This window comes from Enterococcus sp. AZ035, assembly GCF_050548325.1.
GTDB lineage: Bacteria > Bacillota > Bacilli > Lactobacillales > Enterococcaceae > Enterococcus > Enterococcus faecalis.
Genome location: NZ_CP172958.1, coordinates 682,284 through 703,671, shown reverse-complemented (window position 1 = coordinate 703,671; position 21,388 = coordinate 682,284). Strand labels below are relative to the sequence as shown.

20 protein-coding genes and 1 riboswitch are annotated in these 21,388 nt (G+C 37.1%); of the genes, 5 read left to right on the top strand and 15 right to left on the bottom strand.

Annotated features, from left to right (window positions below; genetic code table 11):
• Positions 1–13: 13 nt before the first annotated feature.
• Together IGL32_RS03380 and IGL32_RS03375 are read left to right on the top strand one after the other, a co-directional pair.
• A complete protein-coding gene (locus IGL32_RS03380; RefSeq protein ID WP_002364705.1) occupies positions 14–1,741 on the top strand; it encodes an ABC transporter ATP-binding protein in 1,728 nt (575 codons plus the stop codon).
• Positions 1,731–3,497: an ABC transporter ATP-binding protein gene (locus IGL32_RS03375; RefSeq protein WP_002376122.1), complete on the top strand. Its 1,767-nt coding sequence runs from the start codon at positions 1,731–1,733 to the stop codon at positions 3,495–3,497. Before IGL32_RS03380 ends, IGL32_RS03375 begins: the two co-directional genes overlap by 11 nt.
• 51 nt (positions 3,498–3,548) lie before the next feature.
• Here the strand turns inward: IGL32_RS03375 and IGL32_RS03370 are convergent, their stop codons facing one another.
• Both IGL32_RS03370 and mgsA read right to left on the bottom strand, forming a co-directional pair.
• The gene (locus tag IGL32_RS03370) at positions 3,549–4,097 is read right to left on the bottom strand and encodes a folate family ECF transporter S component (protein ID WP_002385065.1); all 549 of its coding nucleotides are present in this window, start codon (positions 4,095–4,097) and stop codon (positions 3,549–3,551) included.
• A gap of 30 nt (positions 4,098–4,127) precedes the next feature.
• A riboswitch (THF riboswitch) is annotated at positions 4,128–4,295 on the bottom strand.
• 66 nt (positions 4,296–4,361) lie between these two features.
• Positions 4,362–4,784: a methylglyoxal synthase gene (gene mgsA / locus IGL32_RS03365; protein ID WP_002355823.1), complete on the bottom strand. Its 423-nt coding sequence runs from the start codon at positions 4,782–4,784 to the stop codon at positions 4,362–4,364.
• Positions 4,785–4,969: 185 nt separating this feature from the next.
• Here mgsA and IGL32_RS03360 point away from each other — a divergent pair, with 185 nt between their 5' ends.
• Entirely contained in the window at positions 4,970–6,073 is a 1,104-nt protein-coding gene (locus IGL32_RS03360; RefSeq protein WP_002355822.1) for an ABC transporter ATP-binding protein, read from the top strand.
• Between the two features lie 49 nt (positions 6,074–6,122).
• On the opposite strand, the gene IGL32_RS03355 is transcribed toward IGL32_RS03360, so the two are convergent.
• The 4 genes from IGL32_RS03355 to IGL32_RS03340 all read right to left on the bottom strand — a co-directional run bounded on the left by IGL32_RS03355 (position 6,123) and on the right by IGL32_RS03340 (position 9,124).
• Positions 6,123–6,740, bottom strand: coding sequence for a hypothetical protein (locus tag IGL32_RS03355; protein WP_002355821.1), 618 nt, complete (start codon positions 6,738–6,740; stop codon positions 6,123–6,125).
• 126 nt (positions 6,741–6,866) lie between these two features.
• Entirely contained in the window at positions 6,867–7,754 is an 888-nt protein-coding gene (gene rsmA, locus IGL32_RS03350; protein WP_002358849.1) for a 16S rRNA (adenine(1518)-N(6)/adenine(1519)-N(6))-dimethyltransferase RsmA, read from the bottom strand.
• Positions 7,755–7,772: 18 nt separating this feature from the next.
• Positions 7,773–8,357, bottom strand: a complete 585-nt coding sequence (gene rnmV, locus IGL32_RS03345; protein ID WP_002368172.1) for a ribonuclease M5 — start codon at positions 8,355–8,357, stop codon at positions 7,773–7,775.
• The gene (locus IGL32_RS03340) at positions 8,354–9,124 is read right to left on the bottom strand and encodes a TatD family hydrolase (RefSeq protein WP_430600086.1); all 771 of its coding nucleotides are present in this window, start codon (positions 9,122–9,124) and stop codon (positions 8,354–8,356) included. The genes rnmV and IGL32_RS03340 overlap by 4 nt, the downstream gene beginning before the upstream one ends.
• A 134-nt stretch (positions 9,125–9,258) precedes the next feature.
• Here IGL32_RS03340 and IGL32_RS03335 point away from each other — a divergent pair, with 134 nt between their 5' ends.
• Both IGL32_RS03335 and IGL32_RS03330 read left to right on the top strand, forming a co-directional pair.
• Positions 9,259–11,481: a HelD family protein gene (locus tag IGL32_RS03335; protein ID WP_002379191.1), complete on the top strand. Its 2,223-nt coding sequence runs from the start codon at positions 9,259–9,261 to the stop codon at positions 11,479–11,481.
• A 120-nt stretch (positions 11,482–11,601) separates the two neighbouring features.
• Positions 11,602–12,207, top strand: coding sequence for a hypothetical protein (locus IGL32_RS03330; RefSeq protein ID WP_002383359.1), 606 nt, complete (start codon positions 11,602–11,604; stop codon positions 12,205–12,207).
• A 58-nt stretch (positions 12,208–12,265) separates the two neighbouring features.
• Here IGL32_RS03330 and IGL32_RS03325 read toward each other — a convergent pair whose 3' ends face one another.
• From IGL32_RS03325 to IGL32_RS03285, 9 genes are all read right to left on the bottom strand, one after another.
• Complete coding sequence (locus tag IGL32_RS03325; RefSeq protein ID WP_002361374.1) at positions 12,266–12,541, bottom strand: hypothetical protein; 276 nt, start codon at positions 12,539–12,541, stop codon at positions 12,266–12,268.
• Between the two features lie 99 nt (positions 12,542–12,640).
• A complete protein-coding gene (metG, locus tag IGL32_RS03320) occupies positions 12,641–14,650 on the bottom strand; it encodes a methionine--tRNA ligase (protein WP_430600085.1) in 2,010 nt (669 codons plus the stop codon).
• A 187-nt stretch (positions 14,651–14,837) separates the two neighbouring features.
• Complete coding sequence (locus tag IGL32_RS03315) at positions 14,838–16,229, bottom strand: amino acid permease (RefSeq protein ID WP_002379190.1); 1,392 nt, start codon at positions 16,227–16,229, stop codon at positions 14,838–14,840.
• 40 nt (positions 16,230–16,269) lie between these two features.
• Complete coding sequence (locus tag IGL32_RS03310) at positions 16,270–17,133, bottom strand: GRP family sugar transporter (RefSeq protein WP_002355811.1); 864 nt, start codon at positions 17,131–17,133, stop codon at positions 16,270–16,272.
• Between the two features lie 147 nt (positions 17,134–17,280).
• Positions 17,281–18,306, bottom strand: a complete 1,026-nt coding sequence (gene sapS / locus IGL32_RS03305; protein ID WP_002379189.1) for a two-component system sensor histidine kinase SapS — start codon at positions 18,304–18,306, stop codon at positions 17,281–17,283.
• Positions 18,307–18,319: 13 nt separating this feature from the next.
• A complete protein-coding gene (gene sapR, locus IGL32_RS03300) occupies positions 18,320–18,994 on the bottom strand; it encodes a two-component system response regulator SapR (protein ID WP_002358841.1) in 675 nt (224 codons plus the stop codon).
• 88 nt (positions 18,995–19,082) lie between these two features.
• Entirely contained in the window at positions 19,083–19,307 is a 225-nt protein-coding gene (locus IGL32_RS03295) for a hypothetical protein (protein WP_002355808.1), read from the bottom strand.
• A 273-nt stretch (positions 19,308–19,580) separates the two neighbouring features.
• Entirely contained in the window at positions 19,581–20,453 is an 873-nt protein-coding gene (locus IGL32_RS03290) for a VOC family protein (RefSeq protein WP_010826431.1), read from the bottom strand.
• A 64-nt stretch (positions 20,454–20,517) separates the two neighbouring features.
• Entirely contained in the window at positions 20,518–21,348 is an 831-nt protein-coding gene (locus tag IGL32_RS03285) for a LysR family transcriptional regulator (protein WP_002358839.1), read from the bottom strand.
• Between the last annotated feature and the right edge of the window lie 40 nt (positions 21,349–21,388).

Below are 21,388 nucleotides of genomic sequence, written 5' to 3'. Positions count from 1 at the left end.
AGGGAGGAATCTTATGTTTGGTTTATTGAAATACGCAAAAAATTATCGAAAACAAATTATCCTCGGTCCAGTCTTCAAATTTTTAGAAGCTTGTTTCGAGTTAGTCTTGCCCTTATTCATGGCTCACTTAGTCGATGTCGGTATTCGTCAAAACGACCGACAGACTGTCATAGAAATGGCCCTCTGGATGCTTGTTATGTCGTTAGTTGGTTTATTTTTTGTCATGATTTGTCAATACTATGCTTCAGTCGCTTCGCAAGGTTTTGGGACGGAGCTAAGAAATCAATTAATGAAGAAAATTAATCAGCTTTCACACAAAGAATTGAATAGTTTTGGTACAGATACCCTCATCACCCGGATCACAAACGATATCAACCAGCTTCAATTAGCTTTAGCGATGTTTATTCGGTTGGTCATTCGGACACCTTTTTTAAGTATCGGTTCTGTGGTGATGGCTTTTTACATTGACGTGCAGATGGGCTTTCTTTTCCTATTACTTTTACCAATTTTTAGCCTTATTCTCTTTATTATCATTAAAGTGACTGTGCCTTTATATCAAAAAGTCCAAGAATATTTGGATCGGTTAAACCGTCAAATCAGTCAAAACTTAAGCGGTGTCCGTGTGATCCGTGCGTTTGCTAGAAAGGAAACAGAGCAACGACATGTTGATAAAGCTTCAGATGATTTAGGCGATATTTACATTCGTGTATCGAATGTCTCTGCTTTATTAACGCCTTTAACCACTTTGATTATGAATGTTGGAATTTTATTTTTACTTTATTTTAGTGGCTTAAAAGTTTCTTTTGGTTCCTTACAACAAGGGGAAGTTTTAGCATTGATCAATTATATGAATCAAATGATGCTCGCTTTAATTGTTGCTTCTAATCTCGTGGTAATTTTTACGCGAGCTGCCGCTTCCGCAAACCGTGTCAATGAGGTTTTAACTGTAGAAAGCCAGTTAACAGATACACCAGAATCAGCAAAAACATCTCCACAATTTGGTGATATTACCTTTGACCATGTAGATTTTCGCTATGAACCAGAGGCCGGTTTGGCTTTGGAAAATATCAATTTTACGATTCCTAAAGGCTCAATTCTCGGCATCACAGGACCTACCGGCAGCGGGAAAAGTACCTTAACCCAACTCATTCCCAGATTTTATGATGTGAGTGCAGGAAACCTTTTTATTAATGGTGTAAATGTGCGCGATTGGCCGCTCTTTACTTTACGCCAACAAGTTGCAAGTGTTCCACAAACTGCCGTCTTATTTACAGGGACTATTCGAGAAAACTTACAATGGGGCAAACCAAATGCAACTGATGAAGACTGTTGGGAAGCATTAGCTATCGCCCAATGTAAAGAATTTGTTGAACAATTAGACCAAGGGTTAGACACGCCTGTTAACGAAGGCGGAAAAAACTTTTCTGGTGGACAAAGACAACGGTTGACCATTGCCCGTGCCTTGATTAGGAAACCGCATTTACTTATTTTAGATGATTCCTTGAGTGCCCTCGACTATCAAACAGATTTGAATCTGCGTCGTGCTTTACAAAAAGAACGAGCAGAGACAACCGTTATTTTAATTTCACAACGCGTGAGTTCGATTGCAACGGCGAATCAAATTTTAGTCCTAGATAGTGGAAAAGTCGCTGGCCTTGGCACCCACGAAGAATTACTTACTTCTTCTAAAGAGTATCAAGAAATCGTTGCGTCACAGGAGGAGGATACCCATGCAAACTAAAAAAATTCATTTTGGTGCCTTCTCACGTTTTAAGCCGTATTTACTACGCTATCCAAAAGAAATTATTGGCGCCTTAATCCTAGGAATTCTCAGTGGTTTTTCGACTGTCCTCATGACTTATTATATAGGTAAATCCGTTGATACAATGGTGGGTAAAGGACAAGTCAATGCTGCGCAACTCATCAAAATTTTAGGTTTATTAGCAGGGATTTTACTCGTAACCGTTCTAAGTCAATGGCTGATTCAACGTCTCGGTAATCGCGTGTCTTATTTATCGACCACACAGCTGAGAAAAGATGCCTTTGCCCATTTAAATCAATTACCGTTAAGTTATTATGACCAAACGTCACACGGAAATATCGTCAGTCGCTTTACCAACGATATTGACAATATTTCAATGGCTTGCTCGGCTGTCTTCAACCAATTATTTTCTGGCATGGCCACCGTCGTTGTTGCTTTGCTCTTTATGATTCGGCTAAGTCCCCTGCTCACATTAGTGGTTCTTATCAGTACGCCGATTATTTTTATTGTAAACTGGCTTGTTGCAAAAGCTTCACAAAAAAACTTTGCTGCACAACAAACGATTGTTGGTGAAATTTCCGGTTTCGTTTCAGAAATGGTTGGCAACCAAAAAATTGTTAAAGCCTTTCAACAAGAACAAGCTACGCAAGAAACATTTGAAGCATTGAATCAAACGTTGTATGAAAAAGGACAGAAGGCTCAGTTTTCTTCCTCCTTAACCAACCCACTTTCTCGATTTATCGACCATTTATCTTATTTATCGATTGGATTAGTCGGTGGCTTGTTAGTTTTAAGTGGCAATCCTTTAGTCACAGTTGGTGTTATTTCCAGTTTCACCATTTACTCTAGTCAATTTTCTAAACCTTTTATTGAACTCTCAGGAATCACCAACCAAATCCAAGCCGCCTTAGCTGGATTGGAACGTACCTTTGATATGATGGATCAACCAGTTGAACGTCCTGATGCCTCGAACGCAATTGTTTTGAAAGAAGCGCGAGGCCGTGTTGAATTTAAAGACGTTGATTTTTCTTACACGCCGACGCGACCTTTAATCGAAAACTTTAATTTAATTGCTGAACCAGGAGAAACAATTGCCATTGTTGGGCGAACTGGTGCGGGTAAATCAACATTAGTGAATTTGTTAATGCGCTTTTACGAGGTCGACCGTGGCCAAATTACGGTTGATACTCACGACATTACTCAAATTACTCGGGACAGCTTGCGAAAAAGTTTTGGTATGGTTCTCCAAGATACTTGGCTATTCGATAGCTCCATTCGGGAAAATTTAACGTACGGAAATCCTGAAGCCTCTGACGAAGAAATTATAGAAGCCATGAAAAAAGCCCATATTTTTGATTTCGTCATGCGTTTACCTCAAGGACTAGATACCGAGATTGGTTCCCAAGGCGTTAAAATTTCTGAAGGACAACGACAATTAATGACTATTGCACGCACGATGATTAGTAATCCGCCGATGCTTATTTTAGATGAAGCGACCAGTTCAGTTGATACATTGACCGAGCAAAAAATTCAGGATGCTTTTTTACAAATGATGACTGGCCGGACCAGTTTTGTTATTGCCCATCGCTTAGCAACAATCAAAAGTGCTGAAAAAATTCTAGTTATGGATAATGGTCAAGTGGTTGAAATTGGCACCCATGACGAATTATTGCAAAAAGAACAGGGTTATTATCGTGACCTTTACGAAGCACAGTTTAATCAAAAAGCACAATAAAAAAGAGTCACTTTTCTGGGATGATGAAAAGTGACTCTTTTAATTTTAAATTTATTGATCTAATTCAGATAATGGCTTTCCAAATAAACGTTTAAAGGGAATTTTATTGCCTAAATAATAAGTGGCAATTACTTGAATAGGAAAGAAAATAACTGTTTTAATTAAGCGTGGTACCCACCAAGCAAAATTTGCTAGATTGACGCCATACATTAAACTTAACCACAAAGGAGTTAAAATGATATTAATTAAAACGGTGACCAACAATGTCGCCAAAATCACTCGTTGCCATGTCATTTCTTTCTTATAATAGAAATAACCATAAATAGCACCAGCCAAAAAGGCATTTAAAGTAAACCCAGGAAAATAGCCTGCCTTTGGAAAAAGCAACATTCCTACCACATCAGCCACCGCCGTGCCGATTCCAGCCCAAAAAGGTCCGAAAATCATCCCAATCAATGATTCTGGGATAAACGTGAAACTGATTTTTAAAAACGTTGTTTCATACGCAAAAAAGCGTGAAAAGACAACGACCACCGCAATGAGTACGCCCATTAACGCAATGGATTTTGTGCCAAATTTTTTCTTTGTCATTTTTAGCATCTCCTCTAAGAGCTGCTACATGACGAACCATGCAGCGAATGCGAAAACAAAACCGCGAACATTAAAAAGCTGAACGTGTTGTTCTGATGATAAGCAAAGTAAGAACCTTTGCTTTCTAGCAACACACTGTTTATGTTCTTCGTCCAAAAGGCAACATCCCATCCTTTTAGCACTTAACGCTTTGTCTCCTACTCTGTTATTTTATTTGGACAAAAGTCCTCATAAAATATACCACAAAATAGTCAAAATAACCATTAAGGTTCTCTAAAAAGCTAACGGTCGACGATCCCCTTCATGGATAACCTCACGGAAGTCCGCAAACCCCGCCTCGACACCTCTCAAAAGAATTTCAGCACTGCCAATATTGGTCGCTAAAGGAATTTCATAGACATCACTTAGACGAATCAAAGCCGTCACGTCTGGTTCATGCGGTTGCGCGGAAAGAGGATCTCTTAAAAAAATAACTAAATCAATGTTGTCTTCTGATATCATTGCGCCAATCTGTTGATCCCCACCTAATGGCCCCGATTTAAAGCAATGCACGGGTAAGCCAGTTGCTTCCATCACTTTCATGCCTGTCGTTCCCGTTGCATACAATTCATGTTTTTCTAAAATATGTTTATAAGCGGTTGCTAGTTTGATCATTAATGTTTTTTTACGATCATGAGCGATTAAAGCGATTTTCATGTTATCCAACTCCTGTCTTTGTTATATTATAACAAAAGTTTATCGATAAATCCGCTGAGAGTGTTTGCCCTTTGTCACCTTGACGAAAAAGTCTTCTTTTTCTTGTGCAACTCTCCCTTGCCGAAAGATAGCGTTTTCATTTAAACTATGAGTAACAAATCAAAAAGAAAAGAGTGACGTATCAAATGGTGGAAATGGCGCTTAGAAATGTGTATAAAAAATATGACAATGCAGAACATTATTCTGTTACAGATTTTAACTTAGAAATTACAGACCGTGAATTTATCGTCTTTGTCGGACCTTCTGGTTGCGGTAAATCAACAACATTGCGCATGATTGCTGGCTTAGAAGATATTACTGAAGGTGAATTATCAATTGGGGACAAAGTCATGAATGACGTTGCACCGAAAGATCGTGATATTGCCATGGTTTTCCAAAACTATGCGCTTTACCCGCATATGACTGTTTTTGATAACATGGCCTTTGGTTTAAAACTAAGAAAATATGATAAAGCTGAAATTAAAAAACGGGTGGAAAATGCTGCGGATATTCTGGGCTTAACAGAGTACTTACAACGTAAACCTGCGGCGCTTTCTGGTGGACAACGCCAACGTGTTGCACTTGGCCGGGCAATTGTCCGTGATGCCAAAGTCTTTTTAATGGATGAACCTTTATCAAACTTGGATGCAAAATTACGTGTAGCCATGCGTGCTGAAATCGCTAAACTACACCAACGTTTAGAAACTACGACAATTTATGTGACACATGACCAAACCGAAGCGATGACCATGGCTGACCGAATCGTAATTATGAAAGATGGCTTTATTCAACAAATTGGTTCACCAAAAGAAGTTTACAATACACCTAAAAATATGTTCGTAGCTGGGTTCATCGGCTCACCTGCCATGAATTTCTTCAAAGTTACCTTAAACAATGGGGTTATTTCTAACCAACATGGCTTAAAACTAGCAATTCCTGAAGGAAGAAACAAAGAGCTTGTTGAACATGGTTATGAAGGCAAAGAATTAATTTTCGGTATTCGTCCAGAAGATATTCATAGCGAACAAGTGGCTTTAACAGCAATGAAAGATGCGGTGATTAAATCTGAAGTCGTTGTTTCTGAATTATTAGGGGCTGAATCCATGCTTTATACAAAAATTGGTGATACAGAGTTTATCTCAAAAGTAGATGCTCGTGACTTCCACCATCCTGGTGAAATGATTGACTTAGCTTTTGATATTAACAAAGGACATTTCTTCGACCCTCAAACAGAAGAAGTCATTAAATAAAAAATCTCGAGGCATCCGTCACAATGACGGATGCCTCGATTGTTTCTCTTTATGCTAATTTAACCTTCTTCTTTATCACTTTGGGTTGTTTCGCTTCTGTAAAAGTTGGAATATCTACATGTTTACTTAAGGTACTTGCTAAAAAGTAGGCAATACTGAAATCCACCAAACTATGAATTAATCCACCAACGCCCATCAAAAGAAAAATAGAATACATGAAGCCAGCTGTATAATAGGTTCCTGGCAAGTTGCCCATTGTGTAAAATACAGAAACAACCACTAGCTCGGCAGCGGAATGAATCACTCCAATTCCCACGTTAAACAACTGTAATTTCCCATTTAATAAAGTGAATTTCCCCTCTTTATTGATTAAAATTTCTGGATGCTTTTGTAAAATCACTGCGCCAATGACTGCAAAAATCAAATGAGATAAGGCCCGCAAAGCAATAATCGGTGTTGCGGATAAGAAAAAACCAAAACCTGTTCCTAGACTAACCGCAATTGCCACCACTGGAGAAATAAACATGGCAATAAAAACTGGGACGTGACTTGCTAACGTAAAACTGGCTGGACCAATGGTAATTCTTGGCATAACCATTGGAATGATAATCCCCATTGCAATTAAAAGTGCTGAAATTGTTAAACGTTTTACTGAGTTTGTTTTCATTAAAACTGCCTCCTAAAGGTGTCATGACACCTTTTGTTTTTCTCAAGTGTAGCTGAACAGCCGCAATGTGTCAAGACACATAAAAGAACTTTCTGTTATTTCTCATAAATAACAGAAAGTTCTTTTTTATACTGGTTTATTTTTTTCTAAAGCATTACTTAAACGAGCGAATTCTTCTAAAGACAATGTTTCACCACGTCTAGAAGGATCAATTTCTGCTTCAGCTAGGCTCTCTTTTAGCCAAGCCACCGTTTGTTCATCTTTCCCATAAAAATGCGTTAAGTTATTCCACAATGTTTTACGTCTTAATTGGAAACTGGCTTTGGTTAATTTGAAAAATTCTTTTTCATTGGTCACTGTCACTGCTGGTGTAGCACGGCGCGTCAATTTAATAATCGCCGAGTCAACATTGGGCTGCGGCACAAAAACTGTTTTTGGCACAATAAAGGCGACACTTGCTTCCATAAAATATTGGACAGCAATTGATAATGAGCCATAAGCTTTCGTTCCTGGTTTAGCAGCAATTCGATCAGCGACCTCTTTTTGCATCATCACAACCATTTCAGCTACATCTAAAGAAGATTCTAAAAAATGCATCATAATTGGCGTAGTAATATAGTAAGGTAGGTTAGCCACCACTTTAATCGGATACTTCTCTTGAAAAACTTGGTTGGTTGTCTCGACCAAATCAGCTTTTAAAACATCTTGATGCACCACTGTTACATTATCATAGCGACTTAAGGTATCTGCTAAGACAGGAATCAAGCGATCATCAATCTCAAAAGCCACAACTTGTGCCGCGTTCATCGCTAATTGCTCTGTTAATGCACCAATTCCAGGCCCGACTTCGACAACATTTGTCTGCTGATTAATTCCCGCTGTTTCTACAATTTTTCTTAAAATATTAGGCTCTGTCAAAAAATTTTGACCTAAACTCTTTTTAAATGAAAATCCATGCTTTTTTAGTATTTCTTTGGTTCTGGATGGTGTGGCAATTTCTTTATAGTCCGTCACGCTTGTTCCTCCATGTAGTTATTCTTCGTTTGCAAGTTCTTTTAAAATACGTGTCATGCTTTCTTTCAATTCTGCTTCTGTAATCCGAAACATGCTTAACCGTTTGACTAACTGTTTGCTATTTGTATAGCCAATTCTTAGGTCATCTCCTAATAATTCACGGTATTTTTTTGCATTTGCTCCCGCTATTAAACCATATTCAACTAGTGTTTGTCTAGGAATTTCTTGATAGTCCTCACCAGCTTGAACAGGTGTTACGACTTTTTTTAAGGCTTCAATAATTGCTTCATCACTAGCATGTTCAACCCCTAGGCTACCGCCATTTTTTTTAGGCACTGCAACTTTTCTTGATAGAAAAGCATGCTTTGCATCAGGAACGACTTCCATTATTGTTTTACGAATTTTTTCGCCCGAATAATCTGGATCTGTAAAAATAATCACGCCTCTCGTTTCTTGTGCGTGTTCAATTTGTGTCAAAATTTCATCATTGATAGCAGAGCCAATCGTTTCAATCGTATCCGCTGCAACTACCTCTTGAATGCGGCGTGTGTCGTCTTTTCCTTCAACGACAATGATTTCTGCAACTTTCATTTTTTCTTTCATTTATCTATCCGAAACAAGCGATGAGCGTTGACTCTCGTTTGTTCTGCCACTTCTTCAAAGGTTAGTTGTCGTAATTCAGCAATTTTTTCCACTACGTATCGCGTATAGCCTGGTTCATTCCGTTTACCACGATAAGGAACAGGGGCTAAATAGGGTGCATCTGTTTCCACCAACATTCGTTCAAGTGGTACCGCCATCGCCGCTTCTTGAACATCCAACGCCTTTTTAAACGTTACGACGCCACTAAAAGAAATATGCAAACCTAAATCTAAAAATTTCTTCATCCACTCAGCATCGCCACTGAAACTATGCATGATTCCACCAATATCTGAAATTTTTTCATCTTTTAAAATTCGATAGGTATCTTCTAATGCCTCTCTCGTATGCACACTAAACGGTAAATTCATTTCCCGAGCAATCGCAATTTGACGGCGAAAGACTTTTTCTTGCACCTCTTTAGGATCCTCCATCCAGTAATAATCAAGACCGATTTCACCTAATGCTACAATTTTTGGCAACGTTAATTGTTCTTGTAATCGTCGTTCAACCTCTGGCGTATAGCTACCCGCTTCTGTTGGATGCCAACCAATGATACTATAAATATTGGCATATTCCTGACTAAGTAAAAGAGATTTTTCAATCGTTGGTTCATCAAAACCGACCACGGCCATCTCTGTAACATCCAATTCTTGGGCATGTGCAATCGTTTCTGGAATATCATCATTAAATTGTTCTGCATTCAAATGTGTATGTGTATCAAAAATCATTATGATTGCCTCCTTTATCTCCTCTCTACTTTATCATATTTCTTGAAAAATCTGAATGACTAGGCGACAAGATTCGCCATTTCCTCATAAACAGCGCTTGCATTTATGCTAAAAGTAACGTATACTATTCAGTCATGTTATTAAAAGGAGGAATCTCCATGACCGATGAAAAAATTTATGAACAACAGCATTTAACAACGGTTTATCATGAGCTGCAAGCGGCTAAAAAAGTTTACGAAGAGCAATTGGCGAACACAATGAAAGATGGCAAACATATGCTAGAGGAATTTGGTCGCGATTCTAAGCTGAATTTTGATAGTTATGCCGATAATCTAGAAACGTTTGCCATGTTGGAAATGAAGAACCGTGAAATTGATCAGTGGAACTTAAAAAATGAAGCAACGGCTAAAAATTTAGACAAAGTGAAACGCCTATTACAAGTTCCTTATTTTGGCAAAATTGGCGTGACTTTTGAAGACAGCCCTGAAGAGCCAGAAAACTTTTATATTGGCGTAAACGATTTTACTTCTTTAGAAGAAGAAACGCGCATTCACGATTGGCGCTCACCGATTGCTTCGTTATTTTATGACAATGTTTTAGGAAAAACAGCCTACATGGCACATCAACAAACCATTCCTGTACAACTTGATTTGAAAAGACAGTTAATTATTGAAAAAGATCAATTAATCAACTATTTTGACACAACCATTGCGATTCAAGATGATGTGTTATTGCATTCTTTAGAAGAAGATGCTTCTCCTTATATGAAGGACATTACGACAACCATTCAACAAGAACAAAATCAAATAATTCGTGACGAAACGCAGCCACTCCTACTAGTCAACGGGATTGCTGGTAGTGGGAAAACGTCTGCGATTATGCAACGGATTGCTTATTTACTTTATCAACATCGAGCAGAAATTACAGCGGATAATATTTTATTACTTTCACCAAATTCAACATTTATTGATTATATTTCTCAAGTTTTACCGAATTTAGGCGAACGAAATCCCTTGAATTTGACTCTTTTACAATTTTTGCGCTTCACTACCAAAGAAGCATGGCCAATGGAAGAAGAAACGGACTATTTCGAACGCATTACTCGCTCTGAGGCAACGGAGCAAGAGCACGTTATTCGTTCAAAAGAATTTGCAACGTTTCTTTTAAGCAATCCTGAAAAAGCGGTTGTGCAGCCACATTTTTTCCGTCCTTTAACTTTTAAAAAGCAGACCTTATTTACTTCAGAAACAATTTTTAAACTTTATCAAGAAACACCAGCTGACTTGAGTATTCGCCAACGAATTTCAGCCACAAAAGAAAAATTAACCAGTCTTTGGACACGTTATCTATTAAAACAAGCCCATTCTAAAAAAATGTTGGATCAATTCCAAGATTTAACAGAAGCTGAACAAGTTCGTTATTTTGGCACAGTGATTACCGAAGATAATGAAAAACATCTGGCTGATTTTGCTTTAAAACGTTTGAAGAAAAAATATCGCTCTATCACTGCCGCTATCAAAAATGATGCTTGGCTAGATCAATGGGCCTTTTTTGAAACGTTTTATTCTTTATTCACTGAAAAATCGTATCAAAAAGAGACAGCTGTTTTCACAGCCGATGAAATTGTGGCCCTTATTTTGGTGAAACATGCATTTATTGAAAACCTCGCCAACCAGCAAATGGCTTTTATCCTAGTCGATGAAGTCCAAGATTATACAGAAGCCCAATTATTATTACTGCTGACACTTTTCCCTAAAGCTAGTTTTACTTTAGCTGGTGATGAAAATCAAGCCATTTTTAATACAGCCATTGAATTTTCTGAAGCTCATGATTTATTGGTTAACGAAACTAGCCGTTCTGTTGGAACGTATCAATTATTAAACAGTTACCGTTCAAGTAAAGAAATTACACGACTCTTCCAAACATTAGGCACTCAACCAGAGCAATTAACCATTGTGCCCATCCGGCATGATGGAGAAAAGCCGACATTTATTCCTTGTGACTCTGCGTCTGACTATCTTAAAGCAATCGTCACTTCCATTGCAACTTTTGATCCGAAAGAAAGCACCGCCATTATTACTAAAACATTTGCAGAAAAAGAACAATTAACAAAAGAACTTAGTGCTTCTCTTTCATTGGAAGAACATCCGTCACTGCAAGTTTTATCAATTGATATGGCAAAAGGTCTAGAATTTGATAATGTAATTCTTCATAACCCAAATGTTAATCGTTATTCCGACAATAAACGAGATAAAAAAATCCTGTATACTGCTATTTCTCGTGGAATGAAACGGGTCGTTTTACCTTATACCGGCACACTTTCTGAATGGTTTACACCTTACTTGGCAGCCCGGTAACTGAGACTTAAGGCGGATTTTATTTTTAGAAAAACCACTTATAATAGACGAGTAGGTACTGCTTTTTAATTAGCAGACCTACTCGTTTGTTGTCTCTTAAGTTGAGAGGAGCGTGAGAAGGTGAAACAATCACCTGATTTAGAAAATTTTTTAAAAACCTCTATCCAAAAAAATGTAACTATTGAGCGAAAACAACAAAACCAAACCATTTGGCACTGGCTACTGCTTATTTTATTTGGCTTGCTAACCTTTGGCTCACTGACACAGCAGTTACTCCTAATTGGCTTGTTTACACTTATTGCCGCTATTGTTAAAGGTCCCTTAATGCTCGTCTGGGGAACCATCTATTCGGCGTTAGTGGCTTTGTTTCCACCTTTTGCTTTAGTCCTATCTTTACTTTTTTTTATAATTAATTTAGGCACTGTTATGAAAAGTTGGCGTATTACTTTAACAAGTGCTTACTTTTATCTAATTCCTTTAGGTTTTAGTCTCTTGAAAACGACCGACTGGGTATCAACGCCTTATTTCCTGACAGGCTTGGCTTTGTTAAGTATTTTAGGGCTGCATTTTATATTAGAGTGGCTCTATAAAAATAATAGCTTAGGCCGTTTACTCACGTGGCAAATTATTAGTGTCCCTTTTTCACTCTTACTGATCATTTTACCAAGTCGCCTAACGAAAGGCCGTTTTGGTAAAAAACGAATACCTAAAAAAGTGAAACTCTAAAATAGAAAAGCCTAGGAAAAATCGCAAATGATTTTTTCTAGGCTTTTCTTCGATTCTTTTAATTTAAAAATTCGTTGATTTTCGATTTTAGGACGTCGATAAAACTGGAGAAAGAGAGTTCATTTGTTTGTGAATAAGTCCAATGAGCCAATAACAGAAAAACTAAAATAACCAGTATCGCAACCACTAAAAAGGTTCTAATTCTTGCCCTTCTTTTTCTACGTTGAACTGTTAGCCGTGCTTGTTCCCTTACTCTCATAGCTTCTAAATAATACGGACGCCATTTAGGATCATTTTTTCGTTGCTCATAAAATTTAAATTTATGATAAGCCATCAAACTTCCCCCACATCAAATCACTTTTCTTCTAGTATACAAAAAAAGTAGTAAAGATAAAAGGTTACAATTCACCTTTTATCTTTACTACTTATGCTTTTATGCGATTCCTGCACCATTTGGCATTTCTTTTGGTGCTTCAACAATTTGAAGTTTCCCTTCTGGTGATTCAGCTGAAAGAATCATTCCTTGGCTAATTTGACCACGCATTTTTCTTGTTTTTAAGTTAGCCACAATGACTACTTTTTTGCCAATTAGCGCAGCTGGATCTGGATAAAATTCAGCAATACCTGAAAGAATTTGACGATGGTTTTCATCTCCAGCATCTAAACGGAATTGCAATAATTTATCTGCTCCTTTGACTTTTTTACAGTCAATAACTTCGGCAACTTTTAATTCCACTTTATCGAAATCATCGTACTTAATTTGTTTTTCTTTCGTTGAAACCAACGTTGTTTCTTCTGGATTCCATTTAATATCCTCTTCTGTAGCACTTTCGCTTTGGGACATTTTCTTTTGAATATACGTTACTTCTGTTTCAATTTCTAAACGTGGGAAAATAGGTGTTCCTTTACTTGTTACTGTTACGTCTGTTGGGAACTCACCAAAATGAATATTTTCCATGTTCATTGTTTCTGGATCTAAGCCTAATTGTTCGAAAATTTTCCCTGGTGTTTCTGTCATGACTGGTTGCAATAAGATTGCCACAATTCGTAAGCTTTCCGCTAAATGGATCATGACACTTTCTAATTCGTTGCGTTTCTCTTCTTCTTTAGCCAATACCCAAGGCGCTGTTTCATCAATATATTTATTGGCACGAGAAACTAGCGTCCAGATTTCTGCAATGGCCGTGTTAAATTCCATTTTTTCCATTGCTTCATGATATTTTCCAATAACATTCGCCGCAGTTGTCGATAGTTCACTATCAAATGGGGTAACTTTTGAAGCATAGGCTGGTACTTTGCCATCACAATATTTATTAATCATCGCAATTGTTCGATTCAACAAGTTTCCTAAGTCATTAGCTAAATCATAATTTAAGCGAGAAACGAAATCTTCTGGTGTAAAGACGCCATCACTACCAAATGGAATTGCTCGTAATAAATAATAACGTAACGCATCTAGACCGTAGCGTTCTACTAACATTTCAGGGTAAACAACATTTCCTTTAGATTTAGACATTTTTCCGTCTTTCATCAATAACCAACCATGTCCAAAGACTTTTTTCGGTAATGGTAAATCCAAGGCCATTAACATAATTGGCCAATAAATCGTATGGAAACGCACGATTTCTTTCCCAACCATTTGCACGTTCGCAGGCCAATATTTTTGGAATAATGAATCATCTTCTGAGCCATAACCTAGTGCTGTAATATAGTTTGATAACGCATCAATCCATACGTAAACCACATGTTTTGGATCATTTTTTAATGGAATTCCCCAAGAGAAAGTCGTTCTTGAAACGGCTAAATCTTCCAATCCTGGTTTGATGAAGTTATTTAGCATCTCATTTTTACGAGATTCTGGTTGAATAAATTCTGGATGTTCTTCGTAATATTGTACCAAGCGATCCGCATATTTACTCATGCGGAAGAAATAGGATTCTTCTTTAACTAATTCGACTTCGTGACCACTTGGTGCTTTCCCACCAATGACATTGCCTTCATCGTCACGATATACTTCAGCTAATTGTGTTTCAGTGAAAAATTCTTCATCAGAAACTGAATACCAACCTTCATATTCTCCAAGGTAGATATCTCCTTGTTCTACTAAACGATCGAAAATTTGTTGCACGGCTGCCATGTGATAATCATCCGTTGTCCGAATAAATTTATCATAGCTGATATCTAATGTTTTCCATAATTTTTGAACATCTGCTGCCATTTTATCAACGTACTCTTTTGGTGTCACATTCAACTCAGCAGCTTTTTTTTCAATTTTTTGGCCGTGTTCATCCACACCTGTTAAATAAAATACATCAAAACCCATTAAACGCTTGTAACGGGCCATTGCATCGCAGGCGATTGTTGTATATGAATTCCCAATATGTAACTTCCCACTTGGGTAATAAATTGGGGTGGTAATATAAAATGTTTCTTTCTGTGACATACAGAAAAAACCTCCTTTAGTCATTTTCCTAAACCCTCAGGATTTACTCCTAAACAGTATACCATAATTAGACATTATTAAACTATATTTCTTGTCGGTTTTCTCTTGAAAATGAAGAAAATGCCAGAAAGAAAAGAGAGAAACACCTGTCTATTTGACAAGTATTCCTCTCTTTTTTCGTTCATTTTTATTCTTTTGTCTCGAAACGAACGATACTATGGTGACGTCCATAAAAGAAATAAATAGCCAAACCAATCACTACGGCTACGCCAAATACTTGCCAAGTAGCTAAAGACAATTGGAACATCAGAGCGGCGCAAACCACGATTGAAATTAATGGTAGAACCGGCACAAGTGGTACTTTAAATTCACCTGCTTGCGGTTCTCCTTTCATTGTCCGTAATTTGATAATTCCTAAAGCGAGAAACATCAGATAAAAGAGTGTCACGATATTTGTAAGTTCAGCCAACATCTCCATTGGAACAATCCCAGCAAAAACCATTGCTAAAAATCCAGCTACATAGGTTGCATTCTTAGGTGTGTGCCGCTTCTCATCGATTTTGCTCATAAACTGCGGCAATAATCCATCTTTACTAATCGCATAAATCACACGGGCTAAACTGTACATCATCGCAATCGTCACTGTTAATAAGGTTAAAATAGCACCAACTGAAATGATTGTCGCAATTGCGCCATGATTAATGAAGCGCATCGCAAAAGCCACCGGATCCTTGACCCCTAAATCCGTAAATGGAACAATCCCAGTTAAAACTAACGTAACAACAATATATAACAATGTTGAAATAATAATGGAACCAATAATCCCTTTTGGAATATCTTTTTTCGGATTCTTCACTTCCTCCGCGGCCATGCTGACCGCATCAAACCCTAGAAAGGCAAAGAAAACTAAAGCAGCACCACTGAAAACGCCTGAAAAACCATAAGGAATAAATGGTTGCCAGTTCGTTGGTTTCACATAAAAGATTCCCACGAGAACAAATAATAAAATAATCCCAAACTTCACGAAAACCATTAAGTTATTTAAACGTAACGCTGTTTTCGCTTCTAAAGATACCCAAAAAGTTACGGCTACAACGACCAACATGGCAATCAAATCAATATATGTACCATTTGTTGGATTATAAGCGCCACTTAACGCTTGCGGCAAAGAAAAACCTAAGCTATCCAAAAAGCCATGGACATAGCCTGACCAACCTGAAGCAACGGATGAAACCGCCAAGAAAAACTCACAAATAATCATCCAACCAGTCATCCAAGCCACAATTTCTCCAAAGACCACATACATGTAGGCATACGGCCCACCAATGACCGGAATACGTGATGCAAATTCTGCATAGCATAAACCAGATAAAATAATCGCGGCTGCTGCTACCAGAAATGATAAGACGAGCCCTGGACCTGCATAGCGTTCCGCTGCGACACCTGTCACAACAAAAATCCCTGTTCCTACTACAGCCCCAATTCCTAGAAAAATTAAGTCCATCGTCTTAAGATTTTTTTTCATCCCACCACTGTCATTGACAGGCACAGTGATTTCTTTTTTTCTGAAAATAGACATGTGTTTACCCCCGTAAAAAAAATAAGCGTAAATAAACTATTTACGCTTTCATATACCCTAAAAGAATACCACCTAGAATAACAAAAATGCAACCAAAAATAACATAAAACATTTCTTTTTTTGATTTTCTTTCGCCTAAAAGGAAGATGCCCCCAAGAGTCGAAATAATAATCCCCATTTGTGATAAAGAGAAGCTAATAGCTAAGCCAATTTCACGCATTGTTAATAACATACAAATATTTCCTAAGCCCCAAAGCAGACCCGTCGTCATATTCATCCAAACAAAACGATCAACTTTGACTTTTTTGAAGGCAAAGAAACTAGCCCCCACTAACATACCAATACTTTGTGGCAAAATAATTCCCCACGGATCTAAACCAGTGGCATTAATAATGATGGTATAGACGCCATACCCAACTGTTGAGAAAATCAACGCCCGAATCCCTTTATTAAAATCTAACATACTGTTTGAGGTTTTCGGTTGACTATCATCATCTTGTCGAGCTGTTAAATACACCCCAAAAACTAAAAAGGCCAAAGCGATAAAGCCCACAACAAAGTCTTTTGTTTTTGTCCATTCATGGAAAAAAACAGCCCCTGCAACGGTATTAACAACTAACTGCATCCCAGTTGAAATTGGTAAGCCAACTGAAACGCCCATATATTTCATGCTATGAAATTGTTGATTCTGTCCCAAACTCCAGAATAAACCAGATATAAATCCAACAATTAATGTGGCTGTCGTCAACGTAGGCTGGATGACAAAAAAGACAACAATTGAAAATAGTAATGCGCCGATTGTCATACCTAACGTTTGTTGATTGGCGCTTCCACCAATTTTACCGCTGACTAAACCAATACTGCCCCACGCAATCATGGGCACTAAAGCGATAAGTAAACTCATAATATTCTCCTAACAAATTTATTTCATTTCATTCTAACAATAAAAACGTTTTCTAAACAACTAAGAAGAGTAAGAGAAGTTAGCAAGAAAGTTTTAATAAATAAAAAAAGGCCTATCACCTCTTTAGTTTGCTGATAGACCTACTTTTTATTTCACTTCATTATAATAACTGAGGGAAGGGAAAAACAATGTCATCGTCGTACCTTGCCCTTCTGTCGATTCGACTGTTAAATCATGACCTAACTTTTTCGCTAAGCTATGAGCCAAATACAGACCAATACCAGTCGAATGCTGTTCGCTTTTTCGCCCGTTTTCACCAGTAAATCCTTTATCGAAAATGCGTCGTTGATCTTGTGTCGGAATGCCAATCCCAGAATCTTTTAAAGATAAATAAATACCTTGTTTATTTTTGGAAATTAGGACCGTAATCGTGCCGCCTTCTGGCGTATACTTGACTGCATTACTTAATAATTGGCGGAAAATAAAAATGACCCATTTTCGGTCGGTTAAAACCGCTTCATCTTCCCCTTCAATTGAGAATTGCAATCTTTTTTGGATAAAATAATTTGCTTGCGTACGAACAACAGATTGCACAATTTCTTTTAAAGAATATTCTTGGAGTAAATAATCTCGAGAAAAGCTGTCCAGTCTAGCATAATATAGGACTTGCTCGACATATTCATCAATTTTACCTAACTCATTTTCCAATAGATAATATTTTTTCTCTGGAATATCATCTTCGACAGATTGTACCAGTAACGTGATAGCCGCTAGGGGGACTTTGATTTCATGAACCCAAGAGTCAATGTAATCTTTTTGGTCCTGTTGGTTGTTAATTGCTTGCTGCATGGTTTGTTGGTGCTCTTGCAATAAACCGTTAATATACGTTTGGACAAGTAGTTCTTCTTCTTTTTCTGCTGTATTCAAATATTCTTGTAAAGAAGGCGGCTCTTTTTCCGTTGCCAACGAAAGCCACCACTTACGTTTTAAATAATAATCAATTGTTAAAAATAGCGATAAAAAAACACTTTGCAGTAAAAAGATATAGCCAACCACTGTCCAATCTAAGCGGACATTAGGAGCCAACCATAAAATAAAACAAGTTAAGAACAGAAAAAATAACCAACCAATTAGTAATAACCAGCGATCTTTTAAATACTTTAGAATGGTCATTGTCTACTCCTATCTAGGGCACCATATAACCGACGCCCACTTTGGTTTCAATATAGCCAGCAATCCCTGCTTGCTCAATTTTTTTTCGTAAACGATTGATATTTACCGTCAGCGTATTGTCATCCACAAAACGTTCATCGTCCCATAAAGCGCGCAATAGTTTTTCACGTGTTAAAATTTTTCCGTGCTTTTTCATTAAAAGATACAGTAATCGGTATTCATTTTTACTTAAATCGATCATTTCACCTCTGATTTCCATTCGTCCATTGTCCACATTTAAAGTAATGCCATTATGTGAAAGCACTTCACTATCCGTATCGGAATAGTTATAAGAGCGGCGCAACAAAGCATTGATTTTAGCAATTAAAACATCTATCTGGAACGGTTTTGTGACAAAATCATCCGCGCCCATGTTCATCGCCATAATCATATCCATATTGGTACTACGACTCGAAATAAAAATAATTGGTACTTTAGAAACTTCACGAATTTTTTGACACCAATAGTACCCATCGTAAACAGGTAAATTAATATCCATCAAGACTAATTGAGGATTCTCCTCTTGAAAATCATCCAATACATCATTAAAATCGGTTGTTCCAATCGTTTCAAATTGCCATTTTTGTAATTCCTCGCTAATTAATTCTCGAATGGTTGTTTCATCTTCGACAATCATGATTTTAGCCATGCAATCCCACCTCTTTTATTTCTAAATTTTCATCTTTCTTATCCTAACAAACTTCATTCTTTTTGGATATAGGACTTTATGATGATTTTTACACTATTTCAAAAATAGGCGCTAATAATTCCCATTCTGATAACATGATGAATTTACCAACGAAAGCAAAAATACCATCTAATAATAACACAGACATATTAATTCCTAATACAATAGAAGCTTTTTCGACAATTGGCATGGACTTTTTATTTTTCAAAATAAGATATAAAACAAAGTTCGTTCCATAAGTAAAAACTGTTAACAACACAATTAACTCAATCATTTTACCACTTCCTATTTTGGACTTTTCATTTTTCCTTCAATAATTTACTACTCTTAATTATAGCATAATCTTATAAAAAAATCGGCAGAGTCCTAACCATTAAGTAAACAACAAAATAGAAGTAGCCTCTTTGGAACTCGCAAGAATCGAGCCTTTTTTAAGAGTTGAAAGTCTTGATCCTTAAAAGACAAGTCCTTCAACTCTAATATGTTCCATGTATTGGAATTGATACCAACGTAACGAAGTGTAGTCGATCAGACAACCTCAGTTTTTCTAATGATTATATTTGTCATACACTTCTTTTAACTGGTTTAAATCTATTTTTTTCATTTGGTACAATTTTTTGGTCACTTCATTTGCTCTAGCTGGATTTGAGTCAGATAAATAACGTTTCAGTTCAGGATTGCCTGTTTGCCAACTGACCCCAAATTGATCTTCCATCCAGCCACACGGCCATTCTTTCCCTTTAGCAGTCACTTGTTGCCATAGCCGATCTATTTCCTCCTGATTTTCACAATCAATATAAATGGAGAAGGCCATGGTAAAATCAAAATCACGTTTATCTCGTGCATCCATTACTCGAAACGGTTGCTCCTGTAATGTGAAAAGTGCTTGCGCAATGTTCCCATCTTCATATTCAACTTTTTCAATTATTTCGCCTGGACCGAAAATCGCCAACCATTCTGATAGAGCTTTGGCTGCTTCGCCATATCTTTCATTAGCAAACATAAAGGTTGGTACAATTGTTTGTTCTTTTCCTGAAAAAGACACTTGCCAAGAGACACCAAATTTGTCCACTACCCAACCATATAAAGGACTAAAAGGATATTCCCCAAAAGGCATCAATATCTGTCCGTCTGCTGTTAAATTTTTCCACAACGTTTCTGTTTGTGATAATGTTTTACATTCAACAAAAAATGAACTAGCTGGCGTAAAGGAAAATTCTGGTCCGCCATTTAAACCAATGATTGTTTGGTTCGCCAAGGTAAATTCAATGGTCATTAATGATGTTCCATGAGGTTGATGCTCCTCATTAACGTAGTTCGTTTTACTTAGAATCGCACCTTTTTCAAAGATTGTTGTATAGAAGTTAGCAGCTTCTTCCGCTTGTGTGTCAAACCATAAACAAGGTGAAAATTTAGGCATTGTGGTTCCCTCCTTCGTTTTCTTTAGTGTAGTCAAAGATTGATAAATAAACAAAGAGAACGTTTTAGTATTTATTCATTTCCGTCTGATAGAATCGATAAATTGCTTGTTTTACTTCTTGAAGCAAGGAGGATTTTAAATGTCCCCGTGTCAAAAAATAAAAGGAACGCCAATACTTTTCACCTAACGTTTGGAAAGGAATTTTTTCAGTAATCGCCTTTCTTGAAAGCAACGATTGCCCCATGCCCAATTCCAACATTTTAACAATCATTTCATTATTTTTAACCGTCATGAGTGTTGGGCTTTGATTACTTTCTTCTAAATACTGTTGGGTATAATGAAAGACCCCAGAATCCTTTTCACGTACCAACCAATTCTGATTGGCAGGGTCCCCAGCTAAAACCAATTGATCCTGAATAATTTCTTCACGAGAGGCGCCTTTCGTAATTAATGGTTTTTCGATAAAGCCAAAATCAACTTGATGTTTTTCAACTTTTTCCACTACTTCTTCTGAATTGTTCATTTCTAAAACAAAATTGATTGTTGCATACTGTGTCTGTAAATGCTGCATCAGTTGCGGCAAATAATAAACTGCAAAAGTATTAGACGCAGCAATTCGGCAAGTTTCTTTAGGTAATCTCGCCTGATGAAGAGCTGTTAATGTTTCTTGCCAATCATCAGCTAAATTTAGCAAACGATTATACAAGACTTCTGCTTGCCTAGTAGGGACTACATCTTGTCGACCATTTCTTAAAAACAATGAACAGCCTAATTCTTCTTCTAATTGTTTGATTTGATTAGAAACGGCTGGTTGTGAGATATATAGGCAGGTAGCTGCTTTGGAAAAGTTCATTTGCTCATACACAATTTGAAAAGTCTTTAATAATTTAAACATAAGTATCCTTTCGATAACTTTCTATTATAAATATTATTTT